We start from the raw sequence: 20,542 nt of genomic DNA, 5'->3' as shown, positions 1-20,542 counted from the left end.
TTTGTTATTTATGATGATTTTTAAGTTACGCTGTGTTGTTTAATACCCACCAGTTTATTGAGCACTTGATGTAATTCAGAAACATTGCTGACAATATGGTCTGCTTGCCATGCTGCTAAATTATCTTTGTGTTGCAAGGGTAGATAACCATACGCTGCTAAAATGGTATACATTTTTGCATTGCGACCTGCGTCAATATCTCTTGGATGATCACCTACATAAATAATCTGTTTTTCATCAATCTTCAAGTGTTTTGCAGCAAGATACATCGGTTCAGGATCAGGTTTTGTTTGTTTGACATCTTCAGGACAAACGAGAACTGCACAGCGCTCAGTTAAATCAAGTGCTTTGAGTAAAGCTTCGCTTAATCCACGTGGTTTATTGGTGACAATACCCCATGGAATATGGTGACTTTCTAAATCTGCCAAAAGTGGATACATGCCTGTAAATAAATCTGTATCTACTGCAATATCAGCGCCATATAAATCTAAAAATCGTTGGCGATGCGCTAAAAAAATGGGATCATCCACTTCAAGTTCAGGATAAACCAATTTCACCATGGCACGAGCACCTTCAGATACCTGAGTACGAATCAGATCTGCATCAACAACAGCACGTCCTTCTGCACGGCACATCTCTTGAATGATGCGAATAAAGTCTGCTGCTGTATCAATCAATGTACCATCTAAATCAAATAGAACTGCTTGCATTAGACACCCTCATTGACTGTATAAACCATATAATTCACATCGACATTTGATGCAAGCCAGTAGTGTTTAGTCAATGGATTATAATGTAAGCCTGTCATATCTTTGAGTTTTAAACCTGAGGTACGGATGTCATGTGCAAGTTCAGAAGGCTTAATAAATTTATGATAATCATGTGTGCCTTTTTTCAAAAGACGAAGTACATATTCCGCACCAATGATGGCAAATAAATAGGCTTTTGGATTACGGTTAATCGTTGAGAAAAATACTTGCCCATTGGGTTTAACTAATTTTTGGCAGGCTTGAATAATAGATGCAGGGTTAGGTACATGTTCCAGCATTTCCATACAAGTCACAACGTCATATTGACCTGCTTGTTCTTCTGCGAGTTGTTCCACAGGGATTTGTTTATATTCAATATTTTGAACATTTTCTTGCTCAGCATGTAGACGTGCCACATTTAAAGGCGCAGCACCCATATCAATACCGAGTACATCTGCACCACGACGCGCCATGCTTTCAGCTAAAATTCCACCACCACAGCCAACATCAAGTACTTTTTTACCTGATAAACCGCCTACACGTTCATCGATCCAGTTTAAACGAAGTGGATTGATTTGATGTAAGGGTCTGAACTCAGAGTGCTGATCCCACCATAATGCAGCAAGCGCTTCAAATTTAGCAATTTCCTGTGGATCAACATTAAGTTGCGACATATCAGTCACCTCTGAATAAATTGTTTTAATCAAAAATTAAGTTCAATTATGCTAGTGTACCGTTAATTATGAAAAAAGCGATGAATCGTGTAAAAAACTTCACAGAAGGAAAACGATTTTCCCATAATTGTTTTATAGTGAGTGCATAAGCTATACAAAACGAGTTCGAGGACAATAAAGTCAATGAAAAAATTTATTTTAGGTGGCATGACTGCAATGGTTATGGCATTTTCTGCAAATGCAATGGCGGCTGATTTTGTTGCAGGTAAAGATTACACCGTAGTACAAAACCCTGGTAAACCTGAAGTTGCAGGTAAAATTGAAGTACGTGAATTTTTTTGGTATGGGTGTCCACACTGCTTTAAGCTAGAACCTCATATGCAAGCATGGCTAAGAAAAATTCCAAGTGATGTGAATTTTATTCGTACACCAGCAGCAATGAATAAACTTTGGGAACAAGGTGCACGTGCATATTATGTATCTGAAGCATTAGGTGTACGTAAACGTACACATTTACCGTTATTCCATGCGAATGGTACTGGTCAGCAAATTTTACAAAAAGATGAATTTGCTAAGTTCTTTACTAAATATGGTGTACCTGAAGCAAAATTTAATAGCATGTATAATTCATTTGCAATCACTGCCAAAGTTTCACAAGCCAATAAACTTGCTCAACAATATCAATTAAGTGGTGTTCCAGCAGTTGTGGTAAATGGCAAATATGTTGTACAAGGTGAAGATCAAAAAGTAGTTCAAGTTGTTGAATACTTAATTAATAAAGAACGTAAATAATTTAACGTGACAAAAAAAGACCTACATTATGTAGGTCTTTTTTTGTCAGAATTTTTCAGAAAATAATGCAAATTGAAGCTTTAAATACGGCTACTTTCCCAGTTTAAAATGCCTCTAAAAATTAAACGAATTTGTGTCACGGATTGTTTTTTAAAAATCATTTTTTGTGACTCTAATTCAAGATCTGAGTATTGGCGGCTCAGGCTAAGCCATGACATTGCCCAAGTAAATGATGAGTTAATCAATAAACTTGTTAAAACATGTAAGTCCTGACTATTTTGAAAATGTTCAAAAAATTCTAATTTTTTTAATTCGCTGGTTAAATCTTCAGTTAAATAATTAATTTCGCGATTAATGGCAAGGCGTACAGCTTTTGATCCTCCCCATCGTTCAGCGATCATGAAAATCCATTGTTGTGGATTTTGCTCTACAGCTTCGAAAAAAGAGTCCATTGTTGTTTGAGTTTTCGCTTCAGGCAAAGCCAGACCTTGTCCGAGTTGATGGAGAACATTTTTAAGGTAAAGAGCAACTTGATCAACTAACTCTTTGCCTAACTCTTCCATATCTTGGAAATGTCGATAAAAAGCGGTTGGAACCAAACCTACTTCTCGTGCAACTTCACGCAAACTAATACTCGAAAATGAACGACCTGATGTGCTGAGTGTCAAGGCAGCATCAAGTAAAGCCTGACGACTTTGTTGTTTGCGCTCATCCCGTATCGACATGCTGTTATCCGAAGAAATTGATTGTGATGAGTTTATCAAAAATAAAGGGAAATTAAACGACGAATGTCAGTAAACACTTGTTGACTGAAATTAAAAATAAGTATAGCTTACAAACGTTCACTAAAAGAACACTTGTTCACTCAATAAATAGCAAGCACAAAGAGGAACGTTTATGAGTTATATCGCAACAGTGAAAGACGAGCAGTATCATCCTGAATGGATCCATGAGGATTTTGTCGATTTTATCGTCGAAAAAATTAATCCTGTTTGGGCATGGAAAAAGATCAAAGCGACGATCATTAAAATTCGTATCTTAAGTATTGGTTTTTATCAAATCCAATTACGCCCAAATCGTAATTTTAAGCATCGACAATTTAAGGCAGGACAAAGCATATTGGTGACTGTGGAAATTGCAGGAGTACGAGAACAGCGTAGCTATTCTATAGTGAAGTTACTTGAAAATGGTGACATTATCATTGCAGTGAAACAACAAGGCAAAGTATCCAATGTTTTGACACAATTGGCTTATGGCAACATTGTTGAAGTATCACAACCGCAGGGTGATTTTGTTTTAGAAAATCATACTTCGCCATTGTTATTGATCGCTTCGGGAAGTGGCATTACCGCAATTTATTCTTTATTGCTTGAAGCTTTAAAAGACGAAAATCGTGCTGTAGATGTGATTTATTTTAGTCGTGATGAAGCATTTCATGCAGATTTAGAACAGCTTTATCAACAAAATTCACAGTTTAATTATCACTATATCAATACTCTACAGCAGAAAAAGCATTTAACCGTAGAGCTATTGGACAGTTTAGTACCTGACTTTCAACAACGTCAAAGCTATGTCTGTGGTTCTACAACCATGATGCAAAGTGCCAATGATATTTTTCAAGATTTGAATATCAGTGAGCGTTTAAAGCAAGAGTATTTTCAGATTGCTGTAGATGAAAGTTTGGAAGCGCAACCTGTGACTTTTATACGTTCTCAGCAAGAGTTTGAAGCGAAATCAAGTTTGCTTGAAAGTGCCGAAAAAGCAGGTTTAAGACCGACACATGGCTGTCGTATGGGCATGTGCAATACCTGTACCTGTACCAAAGTCAGTGGTTCAACCCAAAATATGCTGACAGGTGAGATCAATCATGATGCCAATACACAAATTAAGTTATGTATCAGCCAAGCAGTAAGTCCTGTGGTGATCAATCTCTAAGTTGCAGATATTTCTAAATCATCAATATCTTTAAACTCATTTAAAAGATGTAAACAATTTTTCGGCAGACCCAATCTTGCTAAAGGGAAATTGTTGCCGAAATTCAGTAACAGTCCTTAAAAATTGGACTGTTCAGGAGTAAAAATAATGAATATGTCAGTGAATTTTTCAAACAGTAAATCAAAACATTTAAACCCTGAACAAACAGCAGAATTTGGTCGCCGTGTGGATGAAATCCGTCGTGAAGTGATGGAAAATTTGGGCGAGCAAGATGCTAAATATATTTATAAAATCCGTAACTTTGTGCGTTATAGCGAGATCGCTTCTCGTGCTATGTTGATGTTTGGCGGTTGGATTCCACCTGTTTGGGTGATGGGTACAGGTTTATTGGGTATTTCCAAAATTGTGGAAAATATGGAACTCGGTCATAACGTGATGCACGGTCAGTTTGACTGGTTAAATGATCCAAGTTTAAATGGTGCAAATTATGACTGGGATACCATGGCAACGGGTGATGACTGGAAATATACCCATAACTATGTACATCACACCTATACCAATATTGTCGGGAAAGATCATGATGTCGGTTATGGTTTGCTTCGTGTGAGTGAGTCGCAAAAGTGGGAGCCTCGTTTCTTGTTCAATATTCCGTTGGCGATTCAGTTGATGGTGTTTTTTGAATGGTATGTGGGTGTGCAAAACCTGCATTTGGAAGATGCTTTGATTTATAAAACCAAGACTTGGCAGCAAGTTTGGGCAGATGCAAGCAAATTTCGTAAGAAAGCGCGTCGTCAGATTTTAAAAGATTATGTATTTTTTCCTGTGATTGCAGGTCCAAATGCTTTGCCTGTTTTTGCGGGCAATGCGATTGCCAATGTGATCCGTAGTTTGTGGTCTTCAGCGGTGATTTTTAATGGTCATTTCACTGAAGATGCAGAAACGTTCGAAGCGGACAATACTAAAAATGAAACGCGTGCTGAGTGGTATTTACGTCAGATTCGTGGCTCGAGTAATTTTACTGGAGCAGAATGGCTACATATTTTAAGTGGTAATTTGAGCCATCAAATTGAGCATCATTTATTCCCAGATATGCCTGCCAATCGTTATGCAGAAGTGGCACCGAAAATTCAGGCTTTATGTGCTGAGTATGGCATTAACTACAATGAAGCGAATTTTTTTCAGCAGTTTGGTAGTGTGTGGGTACGTTTAGCCAAATGTTCTCTACCGAATAATATGACCACTAAAATCACACAATCTTTGGCAAAGGTGAAAGGAATTTTTGCTTAAACATTTGCATGTTGGCGCTACTTTTATGGAATAGTGTAAAAAACTATTCCATCGTTATTTAAACTGTTTCGATATATCTTTCTTCAACATGTAAATAGTTTAATTCATATTCGGCAGTACCAGAAGAAATAAAACTATTTTGCATTTTTAATAATAAATTATAGCTTTCGCAATAAATATCATTATAGAAATTAATTAAATCTTGGTTTTTAAGATTTTTCAAACTTGACTTGAGTTCTTCAAAAATCATGATTTCGATTTTTTCAATAAAACTCTTTCGTGTATGTTCATTATTCTGAAAATAGAGATGTTTAATAGGCTCATCTATTCCTTGAATTAAGCTCATTTCAAAAACAATCATTTCAACTATTGGTTATATTTAATTGTTTGAAAATTTAATGTATTTAAACTTAAAATAAAAGATTGATTTTTTTAAAACAACGACTTCTATATCAAAAATATATAAATATTTGTAAAAAATAATATTCAATTTAAAATGCCTTAAACCTGAGTTTTGTTAAATTTAAATATAATTTTTTGTATAAATATATTTGAGTTTTCTGAATTTTTTTAATATTTTTTATTTTAAATTAAAATGTGATGTATTTAACATTTTATTATTTTAAAAATAATGATTATTCATGAAAAATAATAAAAAAGGTAAAATAAAAACAGCAAATTTGGTTGATTTACATCACAACAAACTGGCGCTATAACATCTTGTTTCGTTGAAAAACACTTACTTGTAACAAAACCATCTTGATTGCATCTGCTATACTTATGCACAATTATTTTAGTCAACATTAGGACGAATTATGCGTATCGACCAACGTACATTAGATCAATTACGTGATGTGAAAATTACCCGTAATTATACGCGTTATGCAGAAGGTTCTGTATTGGTTGAATTTGGTCATACAAAAGTGTTGTGTACTGCAAGTATTGATAACTCAGTACCACGTTTCTTAAAAGGAAAAGGGCAAGGCTGGGTGACTGCTGAGTATGGTATGTTGCCGCGTTCTACACATACACGTAGTGATCGTGAAGCAGCACGTGGTAAACAAAGTGGTCGTACTCAAGAAATTCAACGTTTAATTGGTCGTAGCTTACGTGCGATGGTTGACTTGAAAAAACTGGGTGAAAATACCATTACGATTGACTGTGATGTGATCCAAGCGGATGGCGGCACACGTACAGCATCGATTACTGGCGCAGCAGTTGCACTTATTGATGCGATGAATATTCTACTTGAACAGAAAAAAATTAAACAAGATCCATTAAAAGGGCTTGTTGCTGCAATTTCTGTTGGTATTTATAAAGATGAAGTTTTACTCGATCTTTGCTATGAAGAAGATTCAAACTGTCAAACCGACTTAAATGTTGTGATGACCCAAGCTGGTGAATTTATTGAAATTCAAGGTACAGCCGAAGACAAACCATTTACACGTGTACAGTGTAATGCAATGCTAGAAATGGCTGAAAAAGGTATCCAAGAGTTAGTGAAAAAACAACAAGAAGCTTTGGGCTGGTAAGCACTTTTTAGCCTAAATATATAACGCATCTTCGGATGCGTTTTTTATTGTTCATTCAAAAGCTTAATGGAATTGAAACCAAAGCATCACCAAACTGTCATGGGCTTTGTATTGACTAACAGCTTCTTTGAAATACGGAAATGGTCAATGAAAAGTTTATTTTTAATTTTAGCCACAAGCTGCTGTTTAATGCTCAGTGGATGTAATGACGATAATGACAGTGATTCAAGCCAAACGCCAAATCCACCTGTGTCAAATTGTAAAATGCACTGTGCACCATAATAAAAATTAAGGATATTGAAGATGAATCGTCGTGATTTTTTAATAAATACAAGTAAAACAATGTTTGGTGCGGCAGCTTTAGCAAGTTTCCCAATGAGTATTCAAAAGGCGCTCGCAATTGATGCCAAAGTAGAAACAGGCACAATTCAAGATGTCAAACATGTCGTTATTTTAACGCAAGAAAATCGTTCATTTGATAACTATTTTGGTACCTTAAAAGGTGTACGTGGCTTTGGTGATCGCTTTACTATTCCACTGTCAAATGAGCGTAAAGTTTGGCAGCAATATGATAAAGATCAGAATAAAGTATTGCCTTATCATTTAGATAGTCGTTTAGGCAATGCTCAACGTGTCAGTGGCACACCACATTCATGGAAAGATGGACAAGATGCGTGGGACGCTGGACGTATGAGCGATTGGGTGAAGCATAAACAACCTCAATCGATGGGGTATTTTAAAAAAGCTGAAGTCGAGTTTCAGTTTGCTTTAGCAAATGCTTTTACTTTGTGTGATGCGTATCATTGCGCGATGCATGCAGGAACAAACCCAAATCGAAAATTTATTTGGACAGGAACCAATGGACCTACAGGTGCAAATGTTGCGAGTGTGGTCAATGAATTTGATGGTCTTGGTCCTTCGAGTGTAGGTTATGATTGGGTGACTTATCCTGAACGTTTGCAACAGGCAGGTGTGTCATGGAAAGTTTATCAAGGCATGCCAGATAATTTTACCGATAATCCACTGGCGGGTTTTAAACAATATCGTCGTGCGAATGAATTATCAGGGCAACCTGTCAGTAATAGTGATGTCATTAGCCCAGCTTATGATGAAAAAATTGATGCAACACAGCCTTTATATAAAGGCATTGCCAATACCATGCCAGATGGTGGTTTTTTTGCGGCATTAAAAGAAGATATTGCACAAAAGAAATTACCACAAGTGAGTTGGGTGGTTGCGCCAGCGACATATAGTGAACACCCTGGACCTTCAAGTCCTGTACAAGGTGCATGGTATATTCAAGAGCTATTAAATGCATTAACTGAGAATCCAGACGTCTGGAGCCAAACTGTACTCTTGGTGAATTTTGATGAAAATGATGGTTACTTCGATCATATGCCATCACCAAGTGCGCCTTCTCGTAATGAAACAGGACAATTACAGGGTAAAACGACTCTGACCAATGCTCAGCTTTCGTATGAGTATTTTGACCATAAAGCAATTGCGGATTCAAAATCACAACCTCAACCTGATGGTCGTGTTTATGGACCGGGTGTTCGTGTTCCTATGTATGTCATTTCTCCATGGAGTCGTGGTGGATGGGTGAACTCTCAAGTCTTTGACCATACTTCTGTGATTCGTTTCTTAGAGGAACGTTTTGCCGTCAAAGAACCAAATATCAGCCCATATCGTCGCGCAGTCTGTGGCGATTTAACCAGCGCATTTAATTTTAAAACACCAAATATCTCGGCTCTACCTGAGTTAGCAGGCAAAAAGAGTAAAGAGCAAGCTGATGCGATTCGTCAGGCACAAGCTGCATTGCCTCAAGTGGTACGCCCAATAGATGCATTATTTCCTGTGCAAGAACAAGGTATTCGTCCTTCTAAAGCTTTACCCTATATTTTACATACCAGTGCAAAAGTAGATGTATTAGGACAAACTGTAAAATTAATGTTCTCTAACACAGGTACGCAAGCGGCAGTATTCCATGTTTATGATAAATTAAATTTAACTGCAATTCCAAAGCGTTATATGGTAGAAGCAGGCAAACAGTTAGAAGATGTTTGGCATACGCTAAATGGACAATATGATTTGTGGGTGTTAGGACCAAATGGTTTTCATCGTGCTTTTATTGGTGATTTAACTGAAACTGCTCAAACAGAAAGTTTGCCTGAAATACGTGTATGCGTAGAAGAATGTAGCTATAAGCTCTATTTAAAAGTCAGAAATGACGCTGCTAAAGCAACAAAATTGCGCGTCACAGCCAATGCCTATTTGCCCAATAAAACATGGGAAATTGAAACAAATGTGACAGAGCAAGAGTTAATTTTGGATATGACAGAATTTGGCGGATGGTATGATTTTACGGTAAGTACGCCAACAGATTCTCGTTATAGTCGTCGTTTTGCGGGACGTATTGAAAATAACAAAGATTCTATCTCTGATCCTTATATGGGGTTTAATGGGTAGTTTTGTATTTAAAAATAAGGCATTACATGGTTGAAAAATGCCTTATTTTTCTAACTTTGCTATAAAATAAAAACTTAAATTTACATTTTTCCTTATAGACCACCTTGAAGATACAACCGAATCTTTAAAAAAATGTCATGTTTATCTTTTAGTGTTGTAGATCATAAAAGATAAAGTTTTGAGGTTTTATGAATTTATTAATTATTGCTTTGATGGTCGTTACTTTTGTGTTGATGACAATTGCACCACAGGCAGAAAACTCAGATGACACATTACAAACCCAAAAAAACCAATCGACTCAACCCAACAAAAGCAAGCAGACTGATTTAGAGGGCTGAGTAGAAAAGTGCACTTTGCATAAACTCATTTTAATCCTGCCGTTGCAGGCTTGATTTTAAACTTTCATAACTAAAGTTTTTACCATCTAAAATATCTAGGTTTAAATCTTTATAATCTTGCAATTGCTGTACAGCATTATCACAATGTTGAGTGGTGTAATTGCCTGTTTTATGGATAGCACTATAGCAAGTATTCACTTTTTGGATAAACTTATAATAGGGTGACAGTGGAATGTTCGCTGCTGCTAAAACACGTGGTGCAAGAAAATGTGCAGGAATAAACGGTTCTGCCCATTGTTTTTTGTTGATTGGAAAGCTGCTCCAAATGGCTAAAGGTGTCTCATAAAAACGCACATCATTTTTCTCGGTTTTGGCTTGTTCTGAACCCCAAAAGCTATATTCATCATAAACATTTTGTAAGTTAGGCAAGTGATCACCAAAGAAAATTACAATACTTGGGCGTTCTAATTGTTTGGTATATTCAAGCAAAGTTTTTAAATGTTGATCGGCACGTTGCATACCAGACAAGTAGGTATTTAAAGCACGTTTGGAAGCATCTGAAATACCCGATTTGCTAATGTTAAAATTATTGGCTCCAAAACGATCATCATTATACATTGGATGATTTTCAACACTAATTGCATAAATAAATTGTGGTCGATCTTGTTGTTTGAGTTGTTGTTGAATACTGTTGTAAATTAAATCGTCATTTGCCCAACCTGCTTGATTAATATATTTACCACGATCAGCAGCACTCACCATATTTTCAATCGAAGTAAATTGGTTAAAACCTAAATTTTGATAAACACTGCTACGGTTATAAAAATATTTACCATTATTATGCATGGCTGTCGTGTTATAACCCAAGCTATTTAAATACATCGGTAATGAGTACGTTGGACGTTTTAGTTTTGCAACATAAGCCAACTGATTCTGATTTAAATAAGTATTTAAACTGGTTAAGACTTCAAATTCGACATTGGCTGTACCACCACCAAAACTAGGGGAGAGTAGTTTGCTGACCTGATTTTTTTGAATGGTGGGGGTAATATTTTTAGGAATACTCTTGTCGAGCTGAGTTGCATCCCAGTGAGATTCACTCATGACAAAAATAATATTCGGTAATAATTTTTCTGGGTCTGCTTGGTGTTGAGGTTTATTTTCAGCTAAAGCTTCTGATGTTGCTAAGATATTTTGAATTCTAGCTTCAGGAATTGTCGCAGTATTTGAAACTTTGGCTTTAATATCATCAACTGTTTTTGAAAAGAAAAAAGCACTAAAACCTAATTGTTTAATATTCATATGATCGCCTACCCAATCTCCACGTGTATTGGGTAAGTACATACGATATTTACATAAACTTGGTTTTTGCTCGCCTGAGCATACCTGACTAAAATTATTACTAAAATTTGCCGTAATAAAAAAGCTCAGAATTGAAATAGATAAAACTGCATTTGCCCAAAGTAGGGTATTTTTTTCAGTTTGCTCTTTACGATATAGCCAAAACATTAAGGCAATAAAAAGCAGTAAACCTGTAAAAAAAGTAATTTTTAATAAAAAAGGCGATGCAATTAATGTTTCTTTTGCTAATAAAAAATCACTAGGAATAAGACTTGCTGACAAATACTGTTCTTTTTTCACATTGATAAAGGTCAGCATAAAAATTAAAAACTGACTGACTAAAATTGTTGCAAAAGTTCGTCTAAAAACCAGATAAATCAGGCTAATCAGTGCGTAATTTAAAAAAACAGAAAAACCATATTTATAAAGGCGTAATTCTCGATAAGCTTCGGGTAAAGCCCAAAACCTTTGAATATTTTCTTGATAGAGAAAAAAAGCCAATACAGATACAAAAGCCACAATTAAAAAAAGGACTTGTTGTCTTAAAGTCTTCATTTGCAGAGATTAAGCTTAATAAGAGAAGGCTTGCAATTATAGGCTTGAGGGATAGGTTTTGAAAGTTTTTAGGTGCTTAAATTGTAATCAAAATACCATTTTATTCCCTCTTTTACTTTAAATAACTAAAAGAGGGAATATGTTCGAATTATTGTCTGTTAATCATTAAAACGCATAGATAAATCAACGGCTTTAACATCTTTGGTAAGTACGCCCATTGAAATATAATCTACACCTGAAGTTGCAACTTCACGTAAATTTTCAATGGTAATATTACCCGATGCTTCTAATTTACAGCGTCCTGCAACATGTTTAACGGCATCAATCATTTGCTGTTGGCTAAAATTATCTAACATGACAATATCGGCTTTGGCTTCAAGTGCTTGATTGAGTTCTTCCCATGTTTCAACTTCGACTTCGACAGGCTTGTTTGGCGCAATTTGATGTGCTTTAGCAATTGCTTGTGCAATGCCACCTGCTGCCATGATGTGATTTTCTTTAATTAAAAAGGCATCAAATAAACCCAAACGATGATTTTTCCCACCACCCACTGCAACCGCATATTTTTGTGCAATACGAAGACCCGGTAAGGTTTTACGTGTATCAAGTAATTGAGTGTTTAAGCCTTCGAGTTGTTTGACATAATCAGCAGTTTTAGTGGCTACTGCCGATAATGTTTGCACAAAGTTGAGCGCTGGACGTTCTACAGTAAGTAGGCTACGTGCTGAACCTGCCAGTTTAAATAATATTTCATTGGCTTGGACGAGATCGCCATCATTTTTAAGCCATGTAATTTGTACATTTGGATCATAAGCTTGAATCAGAGCATTTACCCAAGGTTGACCCGCTAAAACCATCGTTTCACGTGTGATGATCGTTGCAGTCGCTTGCTCATCTTCAGGTGTGAGTAGGGCAGTGATGTCTGCGTCGCCCACATCTTCTTGTAATGCTTGTTGTATATTGATGTGGATCGATTGATCAAGCAAAGACTGAGGTATACTCATAAATTCCCTATATTCGCTCTTAAAAATTGTGCAATATATTAGCACTGTCCTTTAACAATAGGATAAGTTTTTATTTGACCTTGTTCAGCGTAAACTATCGTACCAAATGCATCCAATGCTTGAATGATTGATAATAGGAATGTTTATGCAAGCAACACCATTTCAAGTGGTTGATGGGCAACTTTTGGGCGCTCGACAAGTGGCTTCTCCCAATTTTAATCAGCGCCCTGAACAGACAGAAATTCAACTGATTGTGATTCATAATATTAGTTTGCCACCTTCACAATTTGGTGGTGGGTATATTGAAAAATTTTTTCAAAATCAACTCGATTGGTCAGTTCATCCATATTTTCAAACCATTGAAGGTATGCAAGTTTCAGCACATTTACTGATTTTAAGAACAGGTGAAGTACTACAATTTGTTAATTTTAAAGATCGGGCTTGGCATGCAGGACGTTCAAGTTACTTGGGCAAAGTAGAGTGTAACGATTACTCTATTGGTATTGAACTTGAGGGAAGTGATGATCTAAATTTTGAGCAAAATCAATATAATGTGTTGGCTCAAGTCGTGGCAGTTTTACAACGGGCTTATCCTAAAACCGATCAGCATTTGGCTGGGCATTCTGATATTGCACCAAAGCGAAAAACGGATCCTGGTCCACATTTTCAATGGAATGAGTTTAGAACATTGCTACATAAGCAAAAACAATAAATCATTCATGATTTAACAACGATATTTATTTTGAGTTTCTTTACAATAACGACTTTATTTTAATTGGGTGAATGCAATGGCGCTGTGGCGATCCACCTTTATTGTCAGTTCGATGACAATGCTGTCCCGAGTATTAGGACTTGTCCGAGATATGGTTTTATTAAATGTCTTTGGTGCAGGTAAGGATTTTGACACCTTTGTGGTTGCATTCCGTATCCCCAATTTCTTTCGGCGGCTGTTTGCCGAAGGCGCATTTTCCCAAGCATTTATTCCAATTTTAACAGAATATAAAACTACAAAATTACATGCCGAAGTTCAGATCTTAATTAGTCGTGTTTTTGGCTGTTTACTGACGGTGATGTCATTGCTGACATTATTTTGTATGATTGCAGCGCCTGTGATTTTGTATGTTTATGCACCTGGTTTCCATGATGATCCTGCTAAATTTGATTTAGCTGTCGATATGTTTCGTTTAACCATTCCATATTTAATGTTTATGTCACTGACAGCATTTGCGAGCAGTATTTTAAATAGTTATGGCTCATTTTCGACACCTGCATTTGCACCTGTCTTGTTAAATGTTGCCATGATCACAGGGGCATGGTGGCTTGCTCCATATATGGCTGAACCGATTATGGCGTTGGGTTGGGCAGTGGTTGCGGCAGGAATTTTACAACTTGCGATTCAAATTCCTGAATTATGGCGCAAAAAACTACTGATTCCACCAAAAGTTGATTTTAAACATGAAGGTGTGGAACGCATTTTAAAATTAATGTTGCCTGCGCTTTTTGGTGTATCAGTCACACAAATTAATTTATTACTCAATACCATTTGGGCATCGTTCATGCAAGATGGCTCGGTATCTTGGTTATATAGTGCTGAGCGAATGACAGAGTTACCATTAGGCTTAATTGGTGTTGCCATTGGTACCGTCATTTTGCCTTCTTTGTCGATGAGCAAAGCACAGCAAGACCAAGAAAAATTTAGAAAAATGCTAGATTGGGCTGCACGTGTCATTGTATTGGTTGGTGTACCTGCAAGTATTGCACTATTTATGCTGTCTACTCCAATTATTCAAGCGCTTTTCCAACATGGTGCTTTTGATGTACGTGATACACAAATGACAGCTATGGCGTTGCAATGTATGAGCGCAGGGGTATTGGCATTTATGTTAATCAAAGTTTTTGCACCTGGTTTTTATGCGATTCAAGATACCAAAACACCTGTACGTGTTGGTTTAATGGCTGTTGCAGCCAACGCAATTTTAAACGTTGTTTTTATTGGAATTTTTAAAATTATAGACTGGCATGCTGAACATATGGCACTTGCCATTGCATCTTCAGGTTCTGCATTGGTGAATGCGGGTATGCTGTATTTTTATTTACATAAACGTAATATTTTCCGTTTTGGAGCGCATTGGAAAAAGCTATTTATTCAATTTCTTATTGCCAATATCAGTATGGTCGCTGTGCTTTGGTATGCTTTAACTTGGTATGATGACAGTGTTGCACAATGGATTCGCATCCTTGAAGTCGTAGGGCTTTGTGTAGCAGGTGTGTTGGCTTATGCGATTGGTTTATTTGCAAGTGGTTTTAGACCACGTCATCTGAAACACTAACGAAAGAGAATAGACAATAAAAAACATCGCAATTTGGCGATGTTTTTTTTATTTAAATCATTTTTTACGGTAAAACTTTTAATAATTCTACATCAAAAATCAGTGTGCTATTTGGACCAATGGCATCGCCTGAACCAATTTCGCCATATGCTAATTTTGCAGGAATGAAAAAGCGATATTTGGCACCTTCTTGCATGAGTTGTAAGCCTTCTGTCCAACCTGCAATGACTTGGCTGACTTGAAATTCAACAGACTGGTTACGTGCAATTGAGCTATCAAAAACAGTACCATCTAATAAACGACCTTCATAATTGACGGATACTTTAGAATTCGCCGAAGGTTTTTTGCCCTGACCTGCTTGTAAAACTTGATATTGCAAACCTGATTTTGTGCTGATAACACCTGATTTTTTTGCATTTTCAGCTAAAAAGGTTTCACCTAATTTGGCATTATTCTGAGCGACTTGTTGAAACTCAATCAGTTGTTTCGCTTCGCTTTGCTGTTTGTATTGGGCTAATGCTTTTGCCATTTCCTCATCAGTTAAACTGGCTTTTTGCCCAATAGAGCCTTGTTTTAAACCTTGAATGAATGCATCTAAATTAATATCTTTAAGTGTATCTGCATTTGTTCTACCCATGACATAGCCGTAGCTATAACCAAGTTGGTCTTTTTGAGAACTTTTGTTGTTAATATTTGCAGCATGACCTGCATGATACGTCATGAGTAAACCGATTAATACAATACTTTTTTTCATCATATCTATCCAAAAAAGGAGAGCAAATGCTCTCCTTTACTGATTTATTTTACTTTAATTAATTCAACATCAAAAATTAAGGTACTGTTTGGTGGAATGGTACCAGGAACACCTTGTTCACCATAAGCCAGTTTAGATGGAATATATAATGTGGCTTTTCCACCTTCTTTCATTAATTGTAATCCTTCAGTCCAACCAGGAATGACTTGATTTAAAGGAAACTCAATCGGTTCGCCACGATCATACGAACTATCAAATACTTTTCCATCAAGTAATTGACCTTTGTAGTGTACGGTCACCACGGATTCTGCAGTTGGTGCTTTACCATCACCTTGTTTAGTGATTTTGTATTGCAGCCCCGAAGCTGTGGTTTTTACACCTTCTTTTTTAGCATTTTCAGCTAAGAAATTATCACTTTGAGAAACGCTTGCTTTCGCATCAGCAAGTTGCTTTGCCTGCACTTCTTTTTGGAATTCAGTATAGGCAACTTGTAATTCTTCATCTGTAAATAAGCGTTCTTTTTTCGCATGTGCATCACGAATACCGCTGATAAATGTATCAACATCAACTTCAGCAGGTGTTTGACTTGCAACTTCATAACCTAAAGCATAGCTAATTTTTTCTACAGGTTTTGCAGTTTTAGAAATGCTACTTTTATTTACATCAACAGGGTGTTGAGTTGCATAATACACAGGAACAAGTGCAGCACCGCCTAATAATACAGCAACAGCGATGGGTAAGGCTTTACTCATGATATTTCCTAAAAATTTTTATCTTACAAGAGCTAATCATATAAATTATAGCTTGAACTACCAAAGCATATAATGTCTTACACTAAAACGGTATCTATATTCGTATAAATCAACCAAAAATATACAGGGTTTTTAAATTAAAAATCCAGATCAAAAGATCTGGATTTTCATTATTTTATAGATTAATCATCTTTTTGTGCTGTATAGCTATAAGCATAATTATAACCATAACTGTAGCCACCTGAAGCTCGATTAATATCATTTAGAATAATACCATTTACTTTACTGCCTGCTTGCTCAAAGCGATTTACAGTCAGTTCAAGCTCTTTAATTTGAGTTTTTGCATAACGTGCAACCACTAAATTTACGCCTGCATATTGTGAAATAATAATACCATCTGTAACGGCTAAAACAGGTGGTGTATCTAAAATAATATGATCATATTGCTGAGAAAGTTGCTCTAACAATTCTTTAAATTGTGTAGAACTCAGCATTTCAGATGGATTATTTTGGTTTTTACCACGTGCAATAAAATCCAAATTATCGACTTGGGTTTTAAAGACTGTTTGTGCCAGTGTACTTTGACCACTGAGGAGTTCTGTTAAGCCAGGTGTGGTATCACGATTAAAATATTTATGTAAATAACCACGACGGATATCAGCATCAATTAATAAAACACGTTTATTACCTTGAGCAAAAATAGTTGCAAGGTTTGCCGAAATAAATGATTTACCGACTTCAGGTGCAGGACCTGAAATTGCAATGACATTATTTTTAGCATTTGCTAATGAAAAATGAATCGTGGTACGGATGCTACGTAAACTTTCAATGGCAATGTCATTGGTATTTTTAACCGCAAGAATAGGAATAGATTTCTTTTTCTTTAAAATTTGAATCCGACTTTCTTGTACAGGAGAACGAGGCACAGTAGCATAAACAGGTAAATCTAATTCATTTTCAATTTGAGTTGAATCTTTAATTCCTGTGTGCATTAAGTTACGTAATAATGCTATGAGTACCCCAACAAAACCACCCACAAAAATAGATAGAATCAGAATCACTAATTTACGAGGCGCAATAGGTTTAATGGGCTCAGCAGCCGTATCAATAATACGGACATTACCAATTTCACCCGCTTCAGCAATTTTTAATTGTTGATAGCTATTGAGTAAAGAAGTATATAGTTCACTATTTACTTTTACATCACGATAAAGTTGTAAATATAAGCGTTGAGTTTCAGGTAGACGTTTTAAAGCCTGATTGAGCTCATTGGCTTTTTTATCAATAGTGGCTAACTGAGCATTAATTTCAGCCATTAATGGATGGCTAGCGGTATATTTTGCAGAAAGTTCAGCTTGTTTCTGTTTTAACTCAATACGGGTTTTTTCTAATTCAACATTTTGTTTGAGCATTAACTCAGATTCTTGTGTGACATCAATAGTATTATATTGTTCACGGAATTTATTGAACTTAATTTCAGATTCTTCAAGCTGTTTTTTAAGTTCAGGTAACTGTTTATCTAAGAATTTGAGTGTTTGTTTTGACTCTAAAGTTTTACGTTCAATATTTTGTGCATGATATACATGTAAAATATTATTTAAAACCTCAGTAATATGTTGTTTGTCTTGACCTTGGTAATTCAGTCCAATGACACCCGTTAATTTACCTTTTTCAGCAACAGAATAATCATCATTTAAAGAAGTTACGGCAGCAGGTAAAGATTGTTTAACCAATGTAAATGTTTGCTTAAATGGAGCTTTACTGTCAATGTTGATATTCCAGCCATTTGACTGATTGGGTTGATTTAATTTACCTGTAAAAAGAACTTTTTCTTTTTCAATATCAATTAACTTAAACTGTTGAGGTACTGTCAAATCTAAAGTTAGGGCTTTATTTTGATAAGCCAGTGGCACATCAAATTGCTTAATTAAAAAATTGGACTGATTTTTTTGGTAAAATACGCCGTCTTTACGATAATCTAATAAGATGTCATCTTGTGTGAGTAAGCGATGTAATTTGCTGTCTTCGTCATCATGGATTCGAATATTGAGATTCAAGTCTTGAATAACTTGTCCTAATACCATACGAGATTTTAAGATTTCAATTTCAGCTTGTGCTGGAGATTTTTGATCGACAACAGAAGATAAATCACCTAAAAGTGCAGCAGCACCTGCTCCTTTACTGTCCTCAACTTGAACTAAAGCATCTGTTGAATATGTATTTGGAGTAACACGTAGGTAGAGTAATGCACAAATCAAACTTAAAATTACACAAAGGGCAATCACTTTCCATTGAGCAATTAATGAAAAAAATAACTCTTTTAAGTCGATCGTATCATCATTCGTTTTTGAATTTTGGTTCATATGACTACAACTAATTTAAATTTAAAGATGTGATTGCCAATCAGTGACATAACGTTGAATATTATTACATGTCTCAATAAAAAATGCTTGATCATGCTTATATGGGTCAGGCACATTAATATTCTGCCAATGCCCTAACATAAACACTTTACCTTTAGCAAAAGGCCAAGTTTGTTCAATATGTTTTTGCTGATTATGACTCATGACTAAAATTAAATCGGATTTTTTGATTAATTGTGCATTAATTTGCTTGGCAATATGTCCACGCATATCGATGCTTTGATCATCCATGCAAGCGATTGCTTTCTCATCTGCAGGATGCCCAACCATCGCAGATAAGCCAGCAGATTCGATATGTAGGTCAGGATGAGCATTTTTTAAAAAATACTCAGCCATGGGGCTACGACAAATATTACCCACACAAACGACAAGAATATTTTGAATTTTCATTATTGCCCTAAACGATCAATGTTATATAAAGCATTAGAGAAAGGAATAATTTGGTTAATGACACGTTGCCAACGTGTTAATCCAGTCGCATCTACATAAACGATATCATTTTTTTGCATTGCAAATTGGTTCGCTAAAGCAAAATTACCAAAACTACTCAGATTTAATTGATAGACTGTAGATGCTTTAGTATTTAAATCTGTACGCATTACATAAATGCGTGCTGCACTTGCAGAGTTTGGATTAATACCGCCACTTTCACCTAGAACATCGCTTAAAGTCATACCTTGATCACGTAAATTCACAGCTTGAGTACGACTAGACTCACCTAATACATAAAGCTTTTGATCTTGTTTAGCATTCACAAAAATAGTGTCATTTGGCTGAATGAGAAGATTATGTAAAGATAAACCCTGCTTTTCTAAAGTAATGGTATTTAAATTATAAGTTTGCCCATTACGAATTAATTGAATATTAGTATTATCACCTGTTTGGGAATTTATACCACCTGCTTGTCCTAAAGCAGTATAAATACTAATGGGTTGATCATTTAAAGTGTATTGTCCACTTTTCATCACCTGACCATTTACAAAATAGCGTTTTCCTTCATAAGCTAAAACACGCACGACAACATCTGGTGTTTTAAGATAACGAGCAAATAAACTACGCATCTCTTTATTGATTTGTGAAAGAGTTTTGCCTGATGCGCGGTATGAACCAATTAAAGGCGCTTGAATATAACCGTTTTGATCAATACGATAACCATTTGCAAGTACAGAAGTATCATTGGTCATTTGGGTTACAGGAGGGGTAATTTCTGGGTAAGCCCAGAGCTGAATAGATAAAATATCCCCTGAGCTTAAGCGATAAATTGTATTTTGATGATGAAATAATGACGCTACATTTTGAACCGATTGGTCAAGACTACCTATTTGACTTGGCAAAGTATTTTGAGTGAGCTGAACGACATTGAGTTCTGCACCTTGATCAGTTTGATATTGTCCTTGGTCTGGAACATCATAGGTTTGTAAACCAGAAGTCATTGCACAGCCAGTAAATAAAAATGAAACTGCTAAAAAAAGTGAGGTGCGTGGATACTTCACATTCAAAACCCTTAATTGTATTAAATTGTAACTTAGAATTACCTTATGCCTTAAATTGTATGCTATTACGAATAAAATTCCTACTAGACTTAATTATCATAAATATAATTAATA

At 35.8% G+C, this 20,542-nt stretch carries 19 protein-coding genes; 8 read left to right on the top strand and 11 right to left on the bottom strand.

Features of this window, described 5'->3' with window-relative positions; all coding sequences use genetic code 11:
* Nucleotides 1–20: 20 nt before the first annotated feature.
* The gene (locus C9E89_RS15085) at nucleotides 21–710 is read right to left on the bottom strand and encodes an HAD family hydrolase (RefSeq protein WP_107009167.1); all 690 of its coding nucleotides are present in this window, start codon (nucleotides 708–710) and stop codon (nucleotides 21–23) included.
* Nucleotides 710–1,423 carry a bifunctional 2-polyprenyl-6-hydroxyphenol methylase/3-demethylubiquinol 3-O-methyltransferase UbiG gene (ubiG, locus tag C9E89_RS15080; RefSeq protein WP_107009166.1) on the bottom strand — a complete coding sequence of 238 codons (714 nt, stop codon included), beginning with the start codon at nucleotides 1,421–1,423 and terminating at the stop codon, nucleotides 710–712. Before ubiG ends, C9E89_RS15085 begins: the two co-directional genes overlap by 1 nt.
* 183 nt (nucleotides 1,424–1,606) lie before the next feature.
* Between ubiG and C9E89_RS15075 the strand changes: the two genes are divergently transcribed.
* A complete protein-coding gene (locus tag C9E89_RS15075) occupies nucleotides 1,607–2,215 on the top strand; it encodes a thiol:disulfide interchange protein DsbA/DsbL (RefSeq protein WP_107009165.1) in 609 nt (202 codons plus the stop codon).
* An 80-nt stretch (nucleotides 2,216–2,295) separates the two neighbouring features.
* On the opposite strand, the gene C9E89_RS15070 is transcribed toward C9E89_RS15075, so the two are convergent.
* Nucleotides 2,296–2,940 carry a TetR family transcriptional regulator gene (locus tag C9E89_RS15070; RefSeq protein ID WP_107009164.1) on the bottom strand — a complete coding sequence of 215 codons (645 nt, stop codon included), beginning with the start codon at nucleotides 2,938–2,940 and terminating at the stop codon, nucleotides 2,296–2,298.
* A 172-nt stretch (nucleotides 2,941–3,112) separates the two neighbouring features.
* Between C9E89_RS15070 and C9E89_RS15065 the strand changes: the two genes are divergently transcribed.
* Both C9E89_RS15065 and C9E89_RS15060 read left to right on the top strand, forming a co-directional pair.
* Nucleotides 3,113–4,150 (top strand): flavin reductase family protein, encoded by a 1,038-nt coding sequence (locus C9E89_RS15065; protein ID WP_107009163.1) that lies wholly within the window; start codon nucleotides 3,113–3,115, stop codon nucleotides 4,148–4,150.
* A 147-nt stretch (nucleotides 4,151–4,297) separates the two neighbouring features.
* Complete coding sequence (locus tag C9E89_RS15060) at nucleotides 4,298–5,437, top strand: fatty acid desaturase family protein (RefSeq protein WP_107009162.1); 1,140 nt, start codon at nucleotides 4,298–4,300, stop codon at nucleotides 5,435–5,437.
* A 58-nt stretch (nucleotides 5,438–5,495) separates the two neighbouring features.
* Here C9E89_RS15060 and C9E89_RS15055 read toward each other — a convergent pair whose 3' ends face one another.
* Nucleotides 5,496–5,783 (bottom strand): hypothetical protein, encoded by a 288-nt coding sequence (locus C9E89_RS15055; protein WP_116746701.1) that lies wholly within the window; start codon nucleotides 5,781–5,783, stop codon nucleotides 5,496–5,498.
* A gap of 469 nt (nucleotides 5,784–6,252) precedes the next feature.
* On the opposite strand from C9E89_RS15055, the gene rph reads away from it, so the two are divergent.
* The 3 genes from rph to C9E89_RS23320 all read left to right on the top strand — a co-directional run bounded on the left by rph (nucleotide 6,253) and on the right by C9E89_RS23320 (nucleotide 9,776).
* Nucleotides 6,253–6,969, top strand: a complete 717-nt coding sequence (gene rph / locus C9E89_RS15050) for a ribonuclease PH (RefSeq protein WP_107009160.1) — start codon at nucleotides 6,253–6,255, stop codon at nucleotides 6,967–6,969.
* A gap of 303 nt (nucleotides 6,970–7,272) precedes the next feature.
* Nucleotides 7,273–9,438 carry a phosphocholine-specific phospholipase C gene (locus C9E89_RS15040; RefSeq protein ID WP_107009159.1) on the top strand — a complete coding sequence of 722 codons (2,166 nt, stop codon included), beginning with the start codon at nucleotides 7,273–7,275 and terminating at the stop codon, nucleotides 9,436–9,438.
* A gap of 188 nt (nucleotides 9,439–9,626) precedes the next feature.
* Nucleotides 9,627–9,776, top strand: coding sequence for an ABZJ_00068 family colistin stress protein (locus tag C9E89_RS23320; RefSeq protein WP_171405147.1), 150 nt, complete (start codon nucleotides 9,627–9,629; stop codon nucleotides 9,774–9,776).
* Nucleotides 9,777–9,806: 30 nt separating this feature from the next.
* Here the strand turns inward: C9E89_RS23320 and C9E89_RS15035 are convergent, their stop codons facing one another.
* Together C9E89_RS15035 and nadC are read right to left on the bottom strand one after the other, a co-directional pair.
* The gene (locus tag C9E89_RS15035; protein ID WP_107009158.1) at nucleotides 9,807–11,672 is read right to left on the bottom strand and encodes an LTA synthase family protein; all 1,866 of its coding nucleotides are present in this window, start codon (nucleotides 11,670–11,672) and stop codon (nucleotides 9,807–9,809) included.
* A 158-nt stretch (nucleotides 11,673–11,830) separates the two neighbouring features.
* Nucleotides 11,831–12,676, bottom strand: a complete 846-nt coding sequence (gene nadC / locus C9E89_RS15030; protein ID WP_107009157.1) for a carboxylating nicotinate-nucleotide diphosphorylase — start codon at nucleotides 12,674–12,676, stop codon at nucleotides 11,831–11,833.
* A 145-nt stretch (nucleotides 12,677–12,821) separates the two neighbouring features.
* On the opposite strand from nadC, the gene ampD reads away from it, so the two are divergent.
* Complete coding sequence (gene ampD, locus C9E89_RS15025) at nucleotides 12,822–13,388, top strand: 1,6-anhydro-N-acetylmuramyl-L-alanine amidase AmpD (RefSeq protein WP_107009156.1); 567 nt, start codon at nucleotides 12,822–12,824, stop codon at nucleotides 13,386–13,388.
* A gap of 67 nt (nucleotides 13,389–13,455) precedes the next feature.
* A complete protein-coding gene (murJ, locus tag C9E89_RS15020; RefSeq protein ID WP_171405146.1) occupies nucleotides 13,456–15,006 on the top strand; it encodes a murein biosynthesis integral membrane protein MurJ in 1,551 nt (516 codons plus the stop codon).
* 64 nt (nucleotides 15,007–15,070) lie between these two features.
* Here murJ and C9E89_RS15015 read toward each other — a convergent pair whose 3' ends face one another.
* From C9E89_RS15015 to C9E89_RS14995, 5 genes are all read right to left on the bottom strand, one after another.
* Nucleotides 15,071–15,763 (bottom strand): FKBP-type peptidyl-prolyl cis-trans isomerase, encoded by a 693-nt coding sequence (locus C9E89_RS15015; RefSeq protein ID WP_107009154.1) that lies wholly within the window; start codon nucleotides 15,761–15,763, stop codon nucleotides 15,071–15,073.
* Nucleotides 15,764–15,804: 41 nt separating this feature from the next.
* Nucleotides 15,805–16,512: an FKBP-type peptidyl-prolyl cis-trans isomerase gene (locus C9E89_RS15010; protein ID WP_107009153.1), complete on the bottom strand. Its 708-nt coding sequence runs from the start codon at nucleotides 16,510–16,512 to the stop codon at nucleotides 15,805–15,807.
* A gap of 182 nt (nucleotides 16,513–16,694) precedes the next feature.
* Nucleotides 16,695–18,875: a polysaccharide biosynthesis tyrosine autokinase gene (locus C9E89_RS15005; protein ID WP_107009152.1), complete on the bottom strand. Its 2,181-nt coding sequence runs from the start codon at nucleotides 18,873–18,875 to the stop codon at nucleotides 16,695–16,697.
* Nucleotides 18,876–18,896: 21 nt separating this feature from the next.
* Entirely contained in the window at nucleotides 18,897–19,325 is a 429-nt protein-coding gene (locus C9E89_RS15000) for a low molecular weight protein-tyrosine-phosphatase (protein ID WP_107009151.1), read from the bottom strand.
* Nucleotides 19,325–20,428: a polysaccharide biosynthesis/export family protein gene (locus C9E89_RS14995; RefSeq protein WP_107009150.1), complete on the bottom strand. Its 1,104-nt coding sequence runs from the start codon at nucleotides 20,426–20,428 to the stop codon at nucleotides 19,325–19,327. The genes C9E89_RS15000 and C9E89_RS14995 overlap by 1 nt, the downstream gene beginning before the upstream one ends.
* Nucleotides 20,429–20,542: the final 114 nt, after the last annotated feature.

The sequence above is a fragment of the Acinetobacter sichuanensis genome, assembly GCF_003024515.2.
In the GTDB taxonomy this organism is placed as follows: domain Bacteria; phylum Pseudomonadota; class Gammaproteobacteria; order Pseudomonadales; family Moraxellaceae; genus Acinetobacter; species Acinetobacter sichuanensis.
This window is presented reverse-complemented; position numbering and strand designations above follow the sequence as displayed.